The sequence below is a fragment of the Ideonella sp. P3_A4 genome, from assembly GCF_056403075.1.
The window spans coordinates 1-15,972 of sequence record NZ_JBFUGE010000100.1 but is presented as its reverse complement, the minus strand read 5'-3'; the positions used below and the strand labels follow the sequence as shown (position 1 = coordinate 15,972).

At 66.8% G+C, this 15,972-nt stretch carries 19 protein-coding genes; 11 read left to right on the top strand and 8 right to left on the bottom strand.

The window, feature by feature from the left end:
• The 8 genes from AC1DYI_RS12050 to ubiB all read left to right on the top strand — a co-directional run.
• Window positions 1–257, top strand: a 257-nt coding sequence (locus tag AC1DYI_RS12050; RefSeq protein WP_477204349.1) for a hypothetical protein, incomplete at its 5' end; no start/stop codon positions are given.
• A gap of 19 nt (window positions 258–276) precedes the next feature.
• On the top strand, window positions 277–687 hold the full coding sequence (locus AC1DYI_RS12045) for a gamma-butyrobetaine hydroxylase family protein (protein ID WP_477204348.1): 411 nt from the start codon (window positions 277–279) through the stop codon (window positions 685–687).
• A gap of 39 nt (window positions 688–726) precedes the next feature.
• Window positions 727–1,458 carry a bifunctional demethylmenaquinone methyltransferase/2-methoxy-6-polyprenyl-1,4-benzoquinol methylase UbiE gene (ubiE, locus tag AC1DYI_RS12040; RefSeq protein WP_477204347.1) on the top strand — a complete coding sequence of 244 codons (732 nt, stop codon included), beginning with the start codon at window positions 727–729 and terminating at the stop codon, window positions 1,456–1,458.
• Window positions 1,459–1,514: 56 nt separating this feature from the next.
• Window positions 1,515–2,501, top strand: a complete 987-nt coding sequence (locus AC1DYI_RS12035) for a VirK/YbjX family protein (RefSeq protein WP_477204346.1) — start codon at window positions 1,515–1,517, stop codon at window positions 2,499–2,501.
• A 25-nt stretch (window positions 2,502–2,526) separates the two neighbouring features.
• On the top strand, window positions 2,527–3,543 hold the full coding sequence (galE, locus tag AC1DYI_RS12030; RefSeq protein WP_477204345.1) for a UDP-glucose 4-epimerase GalE: 1,017 nt from the start codon (window positions 2,527–2,529) through the stop codon (window positions 3,541–3,543).
• Between the two features lie 112 nt (window positions 3,544–3,655).
• Window positions 3,656–4,639: an alkaline phosphatase family protein gene (locus AC1DYI_RS12025; RefSeq protein ID WP_477204344.1), complete on the top strand. Its 984-nt coding sequence runs from the start codon at window positions 3,656–3,658 to the stop codon at window positions 4,637–4,639.
• Between the two features lie 206 nt (window positions 4,640–4,845).
• Entirely contained in the window at window positions 4,846–5,367 is a 522-nt protein-coding gene (locus AC1DYI_RS12020) for a hypothetical protein (protein WP_477204343.1), read from the top strand.
• Between the two features lie 70 nt (window positions 5,368–5,437).
• Window positions 5,438–7,006, top strand: coding sequence for a ubiquinone biosynthesis regulatory protein kinase UbiB (ubiB, locus tag AC1DYI_RS12015; protein ID WP_477204342.1), 1,569 nt, complete (start codon window positions 5,438–5,440; stop codon window positions 7,004–7,006).
• A 43-nt stretch (window positions 7,007–7,049) separates the two neighbouring features.
• Here the strand turns inward: ubiB and AC1DYI_RS12010 are convergent, their stop codons facing one another.
• Window positions 7,050–8,162, bottom strand: a complete 1,113-nt coding sequence (locus AC1DYI_RS12010) for a polyamine ABC transporter substrate-binding protein (RefSeq protein ID WP_477204350.1) — start codon at window positions 8,160–8,162, stop codon at window positions 7,050–7,052.
• Between the two features lie 238 nt (window positions 8,163–8,400).
• Here AC1DYI_RS12010 and AC1DYI_RS12005 point away from each other — a divergent pair, with 238 nt between their 5' ends.
• The 3 genes from AC1DYI_RS12005 to aspS all read left to right on the top strand — a co-directional run bounded on the left by AC1DYI_RS12005 (window position 8,401) and on the right by aspS (window position 11,368).
• Window positions 8,401–8,730, top strand: a complete 330-nt coding sequence (locus tag AC1DYI_RS12005) for an FmdB family zinc ribbon protein (RefSeq protein WP_477204341.1) — start codon at window positions 8,401–8,403, stop codon at window positions 8,728–8,730.
• 24 nt (window positions 8,731–8,754) lie between these two features.
• Window positions 8,755–9,429 (top strand): DUF502 domain-containing protein, encoded by a 675-nt coding sequence (locus AC1DYI_RS12000; protein ID WP_477204340.1) that lies wholly within the window; start codon window positions 8,755–8,757, stop codon window positions 9,427–9,429.
• Between the two features lie 148 nt (window positions 9,430–9,577).
• Window positions 9,578–11,368, top strand: a complete 1,791-nt coding sequence (gene aspS / locus AC1DYI_RS11995) for an aspartate--tRNA ligase (protein WP_477204339.1) — start codon at window positions 9,578–9,580, stop codon at window positions 11,366–11,368.
• Between the two features lie 45 nt (window positions 11,369–11,413).
• Here aspS and AC1DYI_RS11990 read toward each other — a convergent pair whose 3' ends face one another.
• From AC1DYI_RS11990 to AC1DYI_RS11960, 7 genes are all read right to left on the bottom strand, one after another.
• Window positions 11,414–11,842 carry a cytochrome c-type biogenesis protein gene (locus AC1DYI_RS11990; protein WP_477204338.1) on the bottom strand — a complete coding sequence of 143 codons (429 nt, stop codon included), beginning with the start codon at window positions 11,840–11,842 and terminating at the stop codon, window positions 11,414–11,416.
• Between the two features lie 4 nt (window positions 11,843–11,846).
• Entirely contained in the window at window positions 11,847–12,374 is a 528-nt protein-coding gene (locus AC1DYI_RS11985) for a DsbE family thiol:disulfide interchange protein (protein ID WP_477204337.1), read from the bottom strand.
• The gene (locus AC1DYI_RS11980; RefSeq protein ID WP_477204336.1) at window positions 12,371–14,296 is read right to left on the bottom strand and encodes a heme lyase CcmF/NrfE family subunit; all 1,926 of its coding nucleotides are present in this window, start codon (window positions 14,294–14,296) and stop codon (window positions 12,371–12,373) included. Before AC1DYI_RS11980 ends, AC1DYI_RS11985 begins: the two co-directional genes overlap by 4 nt.
• The gene (ccmE, locus tag AC1DYI_RS11975) at window positions 14,293–14,757 is read right to left on the bottom strand and encodes a cytochrome c maturation protein CcmE (protein WP_477204335.1); all 465 of its coding nucleotides are present in this window, start codon (window positions 14,755–14,757) and stop codon (window positions 14,293–14,295) included. Before ccmE ends, AC1DYI_RS11980 begins: the two co-directional genes overlap by 4 nt.
• On the bottom strand, window positions 14,754–14,900 hold the full coding sequence (locus AC1DYI_RS11970) for a hypothetical protein (RefSeq protein ID WP_477204334.1): 147 nt from the start codon (window positions 14,898–14,900) through the stop codon (window positions 14,754–14,756). The genes ccmE and AC1DYI_RS11970 overlap by 4 nt, the downstream gene beginning before the upstream one ends.
• Window positions 14,897–15,670, bottom strand: coding sequence for a heme ABC transporter permease CcmC (gene ccmC, locus AC1DYI_RS11965; protein ID WP_477204333.1), 774 nt, complete (start codon window positions 15,668–15,670; stop codon window positions 14,897–14,899). The genes AC1DYI_RS11970 and ccmC overlap by 4 nt, the downstream gene beginning before the upstream one ends.
• Before the next feature lie 11 nt (window positions 15,671–15,681).
• On the bottom strand, window positions 15,682–15,972 hold a 291-nt coding region (locus AC1DYI_RS11960; RefSeq protein WP_477204332.1), incomplete at its 5' end, for a heme exporter protein CcmB.

The window sequence follows — 15,972 nt, the reverse complement described above, 5'->3', positions numbered from 1 at the left end:
GCACCAGCAGTGCCTGGGGCGCCACGACACTGAGCAACACGAGCTACGCGTTCCTGGGCAAGCTCAGCAATGGAACGACCGTAGACGAAGCTGCGACCTTGGCGCCACTGACCAATGCCGGCCCGGCCGGCCTGCGCCGCGGCAACCGCGCCAGCGACGCGGCTGCAATCTACCTGGGCCAGAACGACGCGCTGATGCTGATGTTGGTCGGCGCGGGCGATCCGGCCGAAGGAACCATGGACATTGGCCTGCACTGAGCGCAGCCTGTCGAGCACGATGGCCACCCCTTCACGCCACCCCCAGCCCACCGCACTCACCGTCCACCAAAGCTCTCGCGTTCTCGAAATCACTTTTGACGACGAGCGCACTTTCCGCATCCCGTTCGAGCTGATGCGGGTCTATTCGCCTTCGGCCGAGGTCCAGGGCCACGGGCCTGGGCAGGAAGTGCTGCAAACCGGTAAGCGCAACGTAGGGATCGACGCGATCGAGCCAGTTGGTCACTATGCCGTCCAACCGCGCTTTTCCGACGGCCATGACACCGGCATCTTCACCTGGGAGTTGCTGTACCGCCTTGGGGCGGAAGAGGCCGAGCACTGGGCGCGCTACGAAAAAAGATTGAAAGAGGCCGGGGTGGAACGCGACTTGCCGATGTCCGCCAAGGGTGGCGGTACATGCGGTCACCACTGACCTGAACAGGAATGCCAGCATCCGTGCTGGAGGGAACAGATGTCTCAGACCCATTTTGGTTACCAGAACGTCGACGAAGGCGAAAAAGCCGGTCGCGTCAAAGGTGTGTTCGATTCGGTCGCGTCGAAATACGACGTGATGAACGACCTCATGTCGATGGGCATGCACCGCGCGTGGAAGGCCTACACCGTGGCGGTGGCCAACCTGCGCGAAGGCGACAAGGTGCTGGACATCGCCGGTGGCACCGGCGACCTGGCCAAGGCTTTTGCCCGCCAGGTCGGCCCCAGCGGCCAGGTGGTTCACACCGACATCAACGAAGCCATGCTGCGCACCGGCCGTGACCGGATGCTCGACGATGGGCTGGCGCTGCCCACCTCGATTTGTGACGCTGAGCAACTGCCGTTTCGAACCGGCAGCTTCGACCTCGTCAGCGTGGCCTTCGGCCTGCGCAACATGACCCACAAGGAGCAGGCGCTGGCCGAGATGGCGCGTGTGCTGCGTGAAGGCGGCCGGCTGCTGGTGCTGGAGTTCTCCAAGGTCGCCACGCCGCTGCAGAAGCCTTACGACTGGTACTCGTTCAAGGTGCTGCCGCGCCTGGGCCAATGGGTGGCGGGCGATGCCGAAAGTTACCGCTATCTGGCTGAGTCGATCCGCATGCACCCGGACCAGGCGACGTTGAAGGCGATGATGAAAACCGCGGGCTTCGGTCACGTGGACGTGCACAACCTGACCGGCGGCGTGGTGGCTTTGCACGTCGGCATCAAGTGCTGACACCGCGCCGCAGCCGTCCCCATGCCAACTTTGGCGGGTGGCAAGCCCTGGGCCTGATGTCTGCATTCGAACCCAGTGAACTGAGCAGCGTGCCGCGCTTCGCCGAGCCGGTGCTGGCGGTATGGAAGCTGATCTGGCAACTCGCCCGTCAGGCCTATCCTTCAGGCGGCCCGATGTCGCTGTTGCGCCGCCTGCGCTTCGGCTGGCAAGCCTGGGCGCACCGCCGCGAATGGCGCGCGCTGCGCAACGTGCCGCGGCAGTCGCAGCTGGGCAAGGTCATGCTGGCCCGCAAGAACATGGTCCACATCCTGGCGTGGCCGTACATTCACCGCGCCTGGTCGATCCGCCACCGGGTCGAAACGGTCAACGCGCATTACCGCTACGTCGAGCGCCAGCCGTGGCTGCAGGTGCCCATCGGGGCGCGAGAGTTGCTGGCCGCGATCGGTCCGACAGAGGACGGCCTGACGCTGCAATTGGACCAGCCCGAATGGCTGGCGCAGGAAGGCGAGCTGTCGCTGAACCTGTTCGAAGGCAACACCCGGCTGTATTCGGTTGCGTTCTCGATCGGCCGCCGGAGAGGCCAGCCGACGATGTACATCGGCGCCATCCAGGGCCGCTCGACCGAGGGCATCAGCGAGCGCTACGCCGAGCTGACCAAGCGTCTGCATGGCTGCCGCCCGCGAGACCTGGTGCTGCTGGCCACGCTGCTGCTGGCCGAAGCGATGGGCATCGAGCGTGTCTACGCGATCAGTGACTTCTACCGCCACCATCGGCATGCCCGCCTGTTCGCGCGTTACGACAGGAACATCCCGACGGYCGACTATGACGAGATCTGGCGCGACCGTGGTGGTGTCGAAACCGTCGACGGTTTCTTCGCGATCGAGACCGGTTTCAACCCCCGCCCGCTGGACAGCATCCCGGCGAAGAAGCGCGCGATGTACCGACGCCGCTACGAGATGCTGACCGAGCTGCGCGAGCGCATCCTCGCGGTGGCCGAGGCCAACCGGCCTCCTGCACAATTGCAGCGCGAACCGGCACTTTGATCTGCGGCCGGGCGCTGCCCGACCCATGACCACTGTTCTGCTCACCGGCGCGACCGGCTACATCGGTTCGCACACCTGGCTCGCCTTGCAAGCGGCCGGCTTCTCGGTCGTCGGTCTCGACGATTTCTCCAACAGCTCGCCCGAGGTGCTGAGGCGCCTGCACGAGCTGAGCGGCACCGCACCCGAGTTCGAGCGCGCCAGCGTCGCTGACTCGGCTGCCATGGAGGCTGTCTTCAGCCGCCACCGCATCGATGCCGTGGTGCACTTCGCGGCCTTCAAGGCAGTGGGAGAGTCCGGCGAGCAGCCCCTGGCGTACTACGCCAACAATCTCGGCGGCCTGGTGACCACCTGCGAAGCGATGCGCCGCCACGGCGTGAAGACGATGGTCTTCAGCTCCAGTGCCACGGTCTATGGCACACCGCAGTACCTGCCCTATGACGAGGCCCACCCCTTGTCGGCGATCAACGTCTACGGCCGCACCAAGCTGTACGGCGAGCAGATCCTGCGCGACCTCGAAGCGTCCGACCCGGCCTGGAAGATCGCCTGGCTGCGCTATTTCAACCCGGTCGGCGCCMACGAAAGTGGCCGCATCGGCGAGGACCCGCGGGGCGTGCCGAACAACCTGATGCCCTACGTCACCCAGGCAGCGGTCGGCCGGCGCGAGGTCCTTCAGGTCTTTGGCGGTGACTACGACACGGTGGATGGCACGGGTGTGCGCGACTACCTGCACGTGGTTGATTTGGCGGAAGGCCATGTGGCCGCGCTGCGCTACCTGCTGGACCAACGCGACTCACTGACCGTGAACCTCGGCGCAGGCCATGGCCACAGCGTGCTCGAACTGGTGCGGGCCTTCGAGCGGGCCAGTGGCCGTGCGGTGCCTTACCGCATCGTCGACCGCCGGCTGGGTGACCTGCCCGCATTCTGGGCCGATGCAACGCTCGCCCGCGAGCGCCTGGGCTGGCAGACCCGGCGCGACCTGGACGCGATGTGTGCCGACAGCTGGCGCTGGCAACAGGCCAACCCCAACGGATTCGATTGCTGACAGTCCTGACGTTTTGTGGCTGGTTGACACATGGCCGGCAGCTCCAGAATCGCGGCCACCCGCCGCCGGCGGCCGCTGCTTCGGCAGCCTACATAACCTCAGAGAGTTGCGTATGGCAAAACGTTTCGTTGCGGCCGCGCTGGCGTTGACCGCCGCACTGGCCGGCCCCGTTTTCGCTCAGGAGCAAGAGCAGGCGCAGGCACCGGATCAGTCAGCAACCCCGTTGGCCTCGGCCATCAAGGTCATCTTCGTGATCGCCTTCGAGAACCACGACGCGAAGCAGATCTACGGCAACACACACGATGCGCCGTACATCAACAACGTGCTGATGGAGAACTACGCCTACGCAACGAACTTCGGCGACGTGCTGCCCTCGCTGCCGAGCGAGCCGCACTACGTGTGGATGGAGGCCGGCACCAACAAGTTCTCCGACCACACCTTCACCGGCGACGGCGACCCCAGTTCCAGCAACAGCACCGGCAGCACCGCGCACCTGGTGACGCAGATCAAGAACGCCGGCAATGGCACCAGCTGGATGTCGTACCAGGAGGGGCTGAACAGCACCACCGGCAAGTGCCCGATCCGATCGGACGGCCACTATGCAGCCAAGCACAACCCGTTCGTGTTCTTCCGCGACGTGTCGGGCAGCCCGCCGTCGAAGACCAACAGCTACTGCGTGGCCCACCACAAGAACTACAAGGCGCTGGCCGACGACCTGGTCAATGAGCGTGTGGCGACCTACAACTTCATCACGCCCAACGAGTGCAATGACATGCACGGCGACTCGGGCTGCCCGAACAGCAACGAGATCCAGTCGGGCGACAACTGGCTGAAGAAGCACTTGCCGCCGATCATCGACTACGTCAATGCGCACCAGGGGGCGATCTTCCTGGTCTGGGACGAAGGCAGCAGCACAAACCTGATCCCGTTCATTGCCGTCGGGCCGGGTGTCAAGAAGGGCTACGCCAGTACCGTGAAGCTGGACCACAGTGCGCAGTTGAAGTCGATCGAGCAGATCCTGCAATTGCCGGTGCTGTCCACGGTCAGTGGGGCCAACACTTTCGCCGACCTCTTCGAAGCAGGTCAATTCCCCTGACCCCCGGGGCGCTTAGCGCCCCCTCCGAGTGGCGTGCACGGGTCCGGCTTTGCCAGCCCGCCGTCAACCTCCGCGCAGCCCCACCGAGCGCGCGTAGCGCCGCTCATTCAAGTGGCGTGCGCGGGTCCGGCTTTGCCGGTCCGCTGCGCGAGCCCCCTCGGGGGGCAGGCCCCGGCAGGGGCCGTGGGGGCTCCATAATCTGGTCCATGGCAAACCCTGTGACGGAGCTGCTGCTGCCCGCGGCGACCGACCGCTTCATCTTGCTGGCCAACCACGTGCTGCAAAGCGCGCCGGCGGCCACTGATCGGCTCAAAGCCCACGCCGGCCGCGTGCTGCGCATCGAGGTCGACAACTGGCGTGTGCCGTTGCCACCGCCCCCGCCGTTGGCCTTGCGAATCACGCCGGCCGGCATGTTCGAAGCGGCTGCGACAGCTGGTGGCCCCGAGCCTGAAGCCGATCTGCGCTTGCGCGTCGACGCTGCCCACCCGCTGGATGCCGCGCGCCGCGTCGCCACCGGCGAGTTGCCCCCGCTGCAGATCGAAGGCGACGTGGCGCTGGCGTCCGACATGAGCTGGGTCGTCGCCAACGTGCGCTGGGACATCGCAGCGGACATGGAGCGTGTCTTCGGTCCGCTGGTGGCCGGTGGCCTGGCCCAGGTGGGCGACAAGCTGGCCGCGACTGCACGCACGCTGGCCCAGGGCGCCGCCAGCGTCTGGCGCAAGCCCTGATGCGTCGCGCTGACCCGTCGACGGTGCCTGCCGCCGGGCCAAGACCCGGCGCAGGCTGAGGCGCGTCCCCATGCGCTTTGTCCTGCGGTTGCTCCGCATCATCATCACGTTGCTGCGTTACGGCATCGACGAGCTGGCGCTGTCGGGCTTTCGCCAGCGCCGCATCCGCGCGCTGGCCGGCGTGATGACACTGGGCCGCAGCTTTGCCCTGCCGCGCGGGGTGCGTCTGCGCATGGCGCTGGAGCACCTGGGCCCGATCTTCATCAAGTTCGGTCAGGTGCTGTCGACCCGGCGCGATCTGTTGCCGCTGGATGTGGCCGACGAACTGGCCAAGCTGCAAGACCGGGTGCCGCCGTTCCCCGCCGATCAGGCGCGGGCGATCATCGAGTCTGAGCTGCGCCGCCCGCTGGACACTGTGTTCGCGCTGTTCGATGACGTGCCGGTCGCCAGTGCCTCGGTGGCGCAGGTGCACTTTGCCACCTTGCTCGATGGCCGCGAGGTGGCGGTCAAGGTGCTGCGGCCGGGCATGCTGGCGGTGATCGATGACGACCTGGCGATCCTGCACATGCTGGCGCGTTGGGTCGAGCGCATCTCGGCGGACGGCCGGCGGCTGCGCCCGCGCGAGGTGGTGTCCGAGTTCGACGTCTACCTGCACGACGAGCTCGACCTGGTGCGCGAGGCGGCGAACGCGGCCCAGTTACGGCGCAACATGGCCGACCTGCCGCTGATCCTGGTGCCCGAGATGCACTGGGACCTGTGCAGTCGCAACGTCTGCGTGATGGAGCGAATGAAGGGCCTGCCTGTCAGCCAGGTGAGCCGGCTGCGCGAGGCCGGCGTCGACATCAAGAAGCTGGCCCGCGACGGCGTCACGATCTTCTTCACCCAGGTCTTTCGCGACGGCTTCTTCCATGCCGACATGCACCCGGGCAACATCCAGGTCAGCGTCGCGCCCGCCACCTTCGGCCGCTACATCGCGCTGGATTTCGGCATCATCGGCACGCTGACCGACGCCGACAAAGAGTACCTGGCGCAGAACTTCATCGCCTTCTTCCGGCGCGACTACAAGCGCGTGGCCGAGTTGCACGTCGAATCGGGCTGGGTGCCGCCGAACACGCGGATCGACTCTCTCGAAGGCGCGATCCGCGCGGTCTGCGAGCCGCAGTTCGACCGGCCGTTGAAAGAAATCTCGCTCGGCCAGGTGCTGATGCGGCTGTTCCAGACCTCGCGCCGTTTCAATGTCGAGATTCAGCCGCAGCTGGTGCTGCTGCAAAAGACGCTGCTCAATGTCGAGGGCCTGGGCCGCCAGCTCGATCCCGACCTGGACCTKTGGACGACCGCCAAGCCTTTTCTAGAGCGCTGGATGGACGAGCAGGTCGGCCCGCGTGCGCTGTGGCGCCGACTCCAGGACGAGGCGCCGCACTACGCCAAGTTGCTGCCCGAGCTTCCGCGCCTGCTTCATGACGCACTGGCCCGCAGCGCCGCCCCTCAGCAGAACGACAACAGCGCGCTGCTGGCTGACCTGCTGCGCGAGCAACGCCGCACCAACCGGCTGTTGGCGGGCATTGGCTGGGGCGCCATCGGCTTTCTGGTGGGGGTGCTGGCGACGCGCCTGCTTGCGCAGCGCTTCTGGTGGGGTTGAGCGCAGTGCCGACGCCAAGGTCGGCACCGCGCGTCCGGGGCGCTCAGCGGCCCGACTTGAAGCGCGTGAAGATACGCGTCTGAACGCGCCGAACGTCCTGCGGCACGCTGTCCGGAGGCGTCATCTTGGCCATGTCGGCGGCGTCGAGAAAGACCGACTTGTTCTCGGCCACGTTCTTGTTCACCAACTTGAGCGACGCCTTGTTCGGGTTCGCGTAGAAGACCTTGTTGGTCAGCGAGGCGTGGACCTCGGGCCGCAGGATGTAGTTGATGAACAGGTGGGCGTTCTTCGGGTGCGGGGCATCGACCGGAACTGCCATCGAGTCGAAGAACAGGGTGGACCCCTTGGGCGGAATCAGCGCCTCCAGGTGGACACCGTTCTTGGTTTCGATCGCCCTTGCACGTGCGATGTTGATGTCGCCCGAATAGCCCATCACCGCGCACAGCGAGCCGGCCGCCATTTCCTGGATGTAGCCCGAAGAAGAAAAGCGCGTGACGTAGGGTCGCACCTTCATCATCACATTGCCGGCCGCCTCGTAGTCTGCCGCCGTGCGGCTGTAGCCGCTCTTGCCGGCGTAGATCATGGCCACGGGCAGCACTTCAGAGGCCGAATCCAGCCAGCTGACGCCGCAGCTCTTGAGCTTGGACGCATAGGTGGGGTCAAAGATCAGCGACCAGGCGTTCTCCGGCATCGGCAGGTCGCCCAGGGCCTTCTTGACCTTGTCCACGTTGATGCCGACCGTCACGAAACCCCACAGCCAGTCAACGAGGTACTGGTTGCCCGGGTCGACGTTGGCCATTTGTTTGAGCAGCTCGGGATCGAGGTTGTTCCAGTTGCTCAGCTGTGAGCGATCCAGCTTCTGGAAGAAGCCGGCTTCGATCTGTTGCTTGGCGAAATGCGCACTGGGCACGACGATGTCGTAGCCGGTCTTGCCCGCCACCAGCTTGGCGTGAAGGATCTCGTTGTTGTCGTAGTTGTCGTAGTGGACCTTGATGCCGGTTTCTTTCTCGAAATTCTTCAGCGTGTCGTCGGCGATGTAGTCAGACCAGTTGTAGATGTTCAGCACCTTGGGCTCGTCCGCGGCACGGGCCGCGCCGGTGCCGGMGGCGAGGAAGCACAGGGCCAGGGTGGCGGGCCAGGCTGCGGCCCGTGCCATGCGCGTCAAAGCATTTGTCACGTTGATCTCCTTGTCAAACAACCGGTCGTGGCGCCTTCGGCGCGGGTCGACCCACCGACAAAWTCTAGGGTCGAGCTCGGGGACGAGATGGCAACGCGCCGACGCTGTTGGCGGTGGACCGCTGGCCGTCATCGTTGGCGCATGCCAAAAGCCAGCCGGCTGGCCGAGGGTTGGCCCGTATAATCGAGAGTTATTCTTTTGAATCAAGTATTTAGCCATGCCGATCTACGCTTATCGCTGCGCGGCCTGCGGCCATTCGCGTGATGTGCTGCAAAAGCTGTCCGACGCGCCGCTGACGCAATGCCCGGCCTGCGGGGCCGAGCAGTTTGCGAAACAGGTCACTGCGGCTGGTTTCCAGCTCAAGGGCACGGGCTGGTACGCCACCGACTTCCGCGGCGGCGGCAGCAGTGGCGCTGCGGCCCCGGCCGCCAAGACCGACACGCCCGCCGCCCCCAGCGGCGACAGTGCGCCGGCCTCCGACACCGGCAAGTCAGACGCGGCCAGCAGCGGCAGCACGCCCTGCGGCGGCTCCTGCGCCTGCCACTGAGCCGCCGGCCGCCCGGACCACCTCTTGAAAAAATACCTCATTGCCGGCCTGCTGACCTGGCTGCCCCTGGCCATCACCATCTGGGTGTTGCTATGGGTCCAGGGGCTGCTGGACGGCATGTTCAAGGGTTTCCTGCGCTTTGCGCAGGCGGTGCTGCCCGTGGCCGCCGCCGAGTCGCTGCAGGCGCTGGGCCAGTGGCCGGGCCTGGGCGTGGTGGTGATGATCACACTGATGCTCATCACCGGGGTCTTCGTCACCAACCTGTTCGGCCAGTGGTGGCTGAAACAGTGGGATGCGCTGATGAACCGCATCCCCATCGTCCGGTCGATCTACAGCTCGGTCAAGCAGGTCTCTGACACGCTGTTTTCCAGCAACGGCAACGCCTTTCGCGAGGCGGTGCTGGTGCAGTACCCGCACGCCGGCTCGTGGACGATCGCTTTCGTCACCGGCAAGCCCGGTGGCGAGGTGGCCAACAAGCTGAACGGTGATCACGTCAGCCTGTACGTGCCGACGACGCCGAACCCGACTTCGGGCTTCTTCGTGATGATGCCGCGCACGGCCATCCATGCGCTGGACATGAGCGTCGACGAGGCCTTGAAGTACATCATCTCGATGGGCGTGGTGGTGCCACCGCCGCACACGCCCCCGGCCGGCCTGGTGCCCGTGCCGGAGGGGGCCGACCCCAATCGGGCGGGCTGAGCAGCCGCCGCGTCCGGCGCTCAGTCCTGAGGGTTGACCACCCCGCCCCGACAGCCTCCAATCGCGGATTCCACCGCATCCCTTCGCGCGCCGACGCTCCTTTTCCGCGGGCGCGCCAACAGACACCAAGAAGCACCGGAGTGCATCCATGAGAACCACCTACTGCGGCCTGGTCAGCGAAGCGCTGATGGGCCAGACCGTGACCCTGATGGGTTGGGCCCACCGTCGCCGCGACCATGGCGGCGTGATCTTCATCGAACTGCGTGACCGCGAAGGCCATGTGCAGATCGTCTGCGACCCCGACCGGCCCGAGATGTTCAAGACGGCCGAAGGCGTGCGCAACGAGTTCTGCCTGAAGGTCGTCGGCCTGGTCCGCGCCCGCCCAGCCGACAAAGAGAACACCAACCTCGCCAGCGGCAAGGTCGAGGTGCTGTGCCATGAGCTCGAGGTGCTGAACCCGTYGGTCACGCCGCCGTTCCAGCTCGACGACGAGAACCTGTCGGAAACCACGCGCCTGACGCACCGCGTGCTGGACCTGCGCCGCCCGCAGATGCAGAAGAACCTGATGCTGCGCTACCGCGTGGCGATGGAAGTGCGCAAGTTCCTCGACGCGAACGGCTTCGTCGACATCGAAACCCCGATGCTGACCAAGTCGACGCCCGAAGGCGCGCGCGACTACCTGGTGCCCAGCCGCGTGCACGACGGCCACTTCTTCGCGCTGCCGCAGTCGCCGCAGCTGTTCAAGCAGCTGCTGATGGTGGCCGGCTTCGACCGCTACTACCAGATCACCAAGTGCTTCCGCGACGAAGACCTGCGCGCCGATCGCCAGCCCGAGTTCACGCAGATCGACATCGAGACCTCGTTCCTGAACGAGGAAGAGATCCGCGGCATGTTCGAAGGGATGATCCGCACGGTGTTCCGCAACACCATCGGTGTCGACCTGCCKGGTTACCCGGTGATGACCTACGCCGACGCGATGCACCAGTTCGGCTCCGACAAGCCCGACCTGCGCGTCAAGCTCAAGTTCACCGAGCTGACCGACGTGATGAAGGACGTCGACTTCAAGGTCTTCTCGACCCCGGCGACGACCAAGGGCGGCCGCGTCGTCGCACTGAAGGTGCCCGGCGGCGGCGAGATGAGCCGCGGCGAGATCGACGGCTACACCGAGTTCGTCAAGATCTACGGCGCCAAGGGCCTGGCCTGGATCAAGGTCAACGACGTGGCCAAGGGCCGCGAAGGCCTGCAATCGCCGGTGGTGAAGAACCTGCACGATGCGGCGCTGGCCGAGATCATCGCGCGCACTGGCGCCTGCAACGGCGACCTGATCTTCTTCGGCGCCGACAAGGCCAAGGTGGTCAACGACGCGATCGGCGCGCTGCGCGTGAAGGTCGGCCACAGCGAATTCGGCCGCACCCGCGGCCTGTTCGAAGACAAGTGGGCACCGCTGTGGGTGGTCGACTTCCCGATGTTCGAGCACGACGAAGGGGAAGACCGCTGGAACGCGGTGCACCACCCGTTCACCGCGCCGAAGGACGGCCACGAAGACCTGATGGACACCGACCCCGGTGCCTGCATCGCCAAGGCCTACGACATGGTGCTGAACGGCTGGGAGCTCGGCGGCGGCTCGGTGCGTATCCACCGCGCCGAAGTGYAGAGCAAGGTCTTCGGTGCGCTGAAGATCGGCCCGGAAGAAGCCCAGCAGAAGTTCGGCTTCCTGCTCGACGCGCTGCAGTACGGCGCGCCGCCGCACGGTGGCCTGGCTTTTGGCCTGGACCGCATCGTCACGATGATGACCAAGGCCGATTCGATCCGCGACGTGATCGCCTTCCCGAAGACCCAACGCGCCCAGTGCCTGCTGACCGGCGCACCGAGCGCAGTCGACGAGAAGCAGCTGCGCGAGCTGCACATCCGCTTGCGCAACGCGGTGGCGGCGGGCTGATCTTCCGCATCGCCCCGTGATCCAAAAGGCCCTTCGGGGCCTTTTTTATTGGACGTTTTCGTCGGGCTCGAAGGCGTCGTCGGTGAGACGGCTGCGGCGCCGAAGCGCACCCCATAACGCCAGCCCACCAATAGCCAGCATCAGCGCCGGCCCCCACCACAACAACAGCGTGCGCTCCGACAGTGGTGGCTCGTACAGCACGAAGTCGCCGTAGCGATCGGTCATGTAGGCGCGGATCTGCTCGTCGCTGCCGCCTTCGCGCAGCTGGCGGCGGATCTGCTCGCGCAGGTCGGCGGCCAGCGGCGCTTGTGAATCGGCGACCGATTCGTTCTGGCAGACCACGCAGCGCAGCTGAGCCGCCAGGGCTTGTACGTGCGCGTCCAACGCGGCGTCGTTCGACGGGACCGGCACGGTCTGGGCCCACGCGGCGTGGACGACCAACCACGCGCCAAGCAGCAGCATGCGCTTCAGCATCGCGTCAGGCCCCCAGCCGTTTCAGCACCGGCTCGATCTGCTCGTGAATCACCGCCGGGGTCAGCGGCCCGACGTGCTTGTAGCGCACGATGCCGTCGCGGTCGATGACGAAGGTTTCGGGCACGCCGTAGACGCCGTAGTCCAGGCCCAGCTGGCCCTGCGGGTCGAACAGCGAGTCGGCGTAGGGGTTGCCCAAGTCCTGCAACCAGGCGGTGGCCGCGTCGCGCTCGTCCTTGTAGTTCAGCCCGATCAGCGTGACGCCGGGTTGACGCTGCGCCAATTGCAGCCACTGCGGGTGCTCGGTGCGGCAGGGGCCGCACCACGAGGCCCAGACGTTGAGCAGCCAGACCCGGCCGAGCAGCTCTTCGCGCCGAACTACGCGCGCCGGGTCGGCCAGCGTAGGCATCGCGAACGCTGGCGCTGGCCGGTCGATCAGTGGCGAAGGCACTTCGCGTGGGTTCAGGTTCAGCCCCCGCACCAGAAAGAACAGCAGCGCGCCGAACAGCACGAGCGGGATCAGCCAACGTGTCATGGCCGCCTCTCGCGCCCTTCGCGCCGGTGGTAGCGCCGGTCGCTCGCAGCCAACGCCCCGCCCAGCGCCATGATCAAGCAGCCCAGCCAGATCCAGATCACCAGCGGCTTGTGCTGCACCCGCACCGTCCAGCTGCCGTCGGGCAACAACTCGCCGAGTGACACATACAGATCACGAGCCGGGTTGCTGTCGATCGCCGCTTCGGTCATTGGGTTGCGCTGCACGCGGTAGACGCGCTTTTCCGGCCACAGCGTCGTCACCGGTTGCCCGGCCCGGCTGACCTCGACCCTGCCCCGTGCAGCAGCGTAGTTAGGGCCTGCCACCGCGGCCGCGTCGACGAAGCGGAAGTCGTAGCCGGCCAGCGCGACCGTGTCGCCCGCTTGCATGCGCAGGTCGCGGCTGCTCTCGTGCGTCTGCACCGTGGTCACGCCCAGCACGAAGGCGGCGACGCCGGCGTGGGCCAGCCACATGCCCCACTGCGCACGGGTCAGCTGGCGCCAGTTCGAGCGCCAGCTTGCCAAGTCTTCCAGCACGCCACCCAGCGCCCAGCCGGCCAGCGCGTAGCCGATGCAAGACCAGGCCGACGCAGCGCCGCCGAACGTCCAGGCCAGCGCCAACACCAGCAGCGCTGCCGTCAATGACCAGCGCAGCCGCCGCACCAGCGTGCCGAGCGCATCGTCCTTCCAGCGCAGCAAGGGCCCGGCGCCCAGCAACAGCAGCAGCGGTGCCATCAACCAGCGGAACACACTGTCGAAGTAGGGCGGCCCGACCGAGACCTTGCCCAGGCCCAGTGCGTCCAGGAACAGCGGGTACAGCGTGCCCAGCAGCACCGAGCCGGTGGCCACGACCAGCAGCAGGTTGTTCAGCAGCAGCGCTGACTCGCGCGACACGTTGCCAAAGCGCTGGCCCAGGCCGACCGCGCCAGCGCGCGCCGCATACAGCGCCAGAGAGCCACCGATCACCAGCGCCAGGAAGACCAGGATGAACAGGCCGCGCTTCGGGTCGTTGGCGAACGCGTGCACTGACGACAGCACACCCGAGCGGACGAGGAAGGTGCCGAGCAGCGACAACGAAAACGCCAGCAGCGCGAGCAGCAGTGTCCAGGCCTTGAAGGCGCCGCGCTTCTCACTCACCGCCAGCGAGTGCACGAGCGCGGTGCCGGCGAGCCAGGGCATGAACGACGCGTTCTCGACAGGGTCCCAGAACCACCAGCCGCCCCAGCCCAGCTCGTTGTAAGCCCAGGCACTGCCAAGCGCGATGCCGAGCGTCAGGAAGACCCAGGCCGACACCGTCCACGGCCGAGTCCAACGTGCCCACGCGGCGTCGAGCTTGCCGCCCATCAATGCCGCCAGCGCGAACGAGAACGCCACCGAGAAGCCGACATAGCCCATGTAGAGCATGGGAGGGTGCAGCACCATGCCGGGGTCTTGCAGCAGCGGGTTCAGGTCGCGCCCTTCGCGCACCGGCGGCAGCAATCTCTCAAACGGGTTCGAGGTGGCCAGCATGAAGAGCACGAAACCCGCGCTGAGCAGCGACATCACCGCCAGCACGCGCGCCACAAACACCGGCGGTAGACCGCGGCTGCGCCAGGCCACCGCCTGCATCCAGCCCACCAGCATCAACACCCACAGCAGCAGCGAGCCCTCGTGGCCACCCCAGACGGCGGCCAGCCGATAGGCCAATGGCAGCTGGCTGTTCGAATGTGCGGCCACGTAGTACACCGAGAAGTCGTGCTGCACGAAGCTGGTGGCCAGTGCGACGAAGGCGGCCGCCACCAGCAGCGCTTGCGCAGTCGTCAGCCGCCGCGTCCAGGCCATCCAGCTCTCGTTGGTGCGGGCGGCGCCGGCCAGTCCCAGCGCGCTCTGCACGAGCGCCACCACCAGCGCTATGACCAGCGCCCCATGACCCAGCGTCGGGATCATCGGCCCGGTCCCACCAAGGTCGGCGCGGCCTGGGGGTCAGACGCGCTGGCCGCGCGCCGCAAGGCATCGGCCGCTTCGGGCGGCATGTAGTTCTCGTCGTGCTTGGCCAGCACCTCGCGCGCGACGAACACGCCGTCCGGCCCGAGCTGGCCCTGCGCGACCACGCCTTTGCYGGCTTTGAACAGATCCGGCAGCACACCTTCGTAGCTCACCGGGACATCGCGTTGCAGATCGGTGACGATGAAACGCACTACCAGGCCGTCGCGCACCAGGCTGCCTTCACGTACCAGCCCCCCGAGCCGGAACGCACGCTGCACCGGCGCATCGCCCTGCGCCACCTGCGTCGGCGTGAAGAAGAACACCAGATTGCTTCGGAACGCGTTCAGCACCAGCGCGCCGGCCGCGGCCAACGCGATCAGTACGCCGGCGACCCAGGCCAGACGCTGTCGACGCGGACTCATTCGCGCGCCCACTCCTTGGCCACTGCGGCCACCGCCGCCGCGCGGGCGCGGCGCAGGCGCAGGCACACGCCCACCGCCTCGACAACCAGCAACACCAACGCCGGCGCGCAGGCCACCCAGACGAACAGGCTGTGGTCGTTCACGAGCTCACCTTCACCGCGACCAGCGCTTCGGGCTCTTGCTCCCAGCTCAGCGCCCGCGCGCGCGTCAACGTCGCCGCGATCGCGTGGGCCCAGAACGCGATCGTCATCAGGCCCAGCGCGAGCAGCATCGTCTGCGCCATGCTTGGCGCACTGGTCAGGCTGATCGACGCACCCTGATGCAGCGTGTTCCACCAGCGCACCGAGAAGTAGATGACGGGCACGTTCAGCGCACCGACCAAGGCCAGCAGCGCACCGGCCTGCGCGGCGCGGCGGTCGTCGTCGATCGACTCGACCAGCGCGATGTAGCCGAGGTACAGCAGCAGCAAGATCAGCTCGGAGGTCAGCCGCGCATCCCACACCCACCAGGTGCCCCAGGTCGGCTGGCCCCATAGCGCGCCGGTCCATAACGCAAGCGCGGTGTACAGCGCGCCCGATGGCGCCAATGCCCGCGCGAGCCGAGAGGCCATGCGCAGCTTCATCACCCAGCCGACGACGGCCCAGAAGGCGATCGCGAGGTAGCACAGCATCGACATCCAAGCCGCAGGCACGTGAACGAAGAGGATGCGGTAGACCTCGCCCTGCGTTGCATCCGTGGGCGCGACGATGAAGCCGACGTACAACCCGGCCAGACCAGCCAGCAAGGCCATCACCCAGCAGCCACGGGCGAGGCTCGCGGCCAGCGTCTCGAAGCGGGCTGGCGAGGCAAAGCGGGTCCAGCGCGCGGGCGGCGTCGCGGCAGTGGCATGGGGCGGAAGCGTTGCGCGGCGCATCGGCGCAATCCTCAGGCCAGCGCGATGCGCAAGGCCGCGGCGGTGACGCGCGGTGCGCCCAGCGCGGTCAAGATCAGCAACGCGGCCTGCAGAGACAGCGCTGCGTCCACCGGCTCGCCATTCAGCGCCGCCAACACTGCGCCGCTGCCGAACACCAACGTGGGCAGTGCCAATGGCAACACCAGCAGCACCACCAGCGCAGCACCGTGGCGCAAGCCCAAGGCCAGTGCCGCCCCCAGGCCGCCCAGCAAGGCCAGCACCGGCGTGCCCAGCAGCAGGCTCAAGGCCAGCACTCCCAAGGC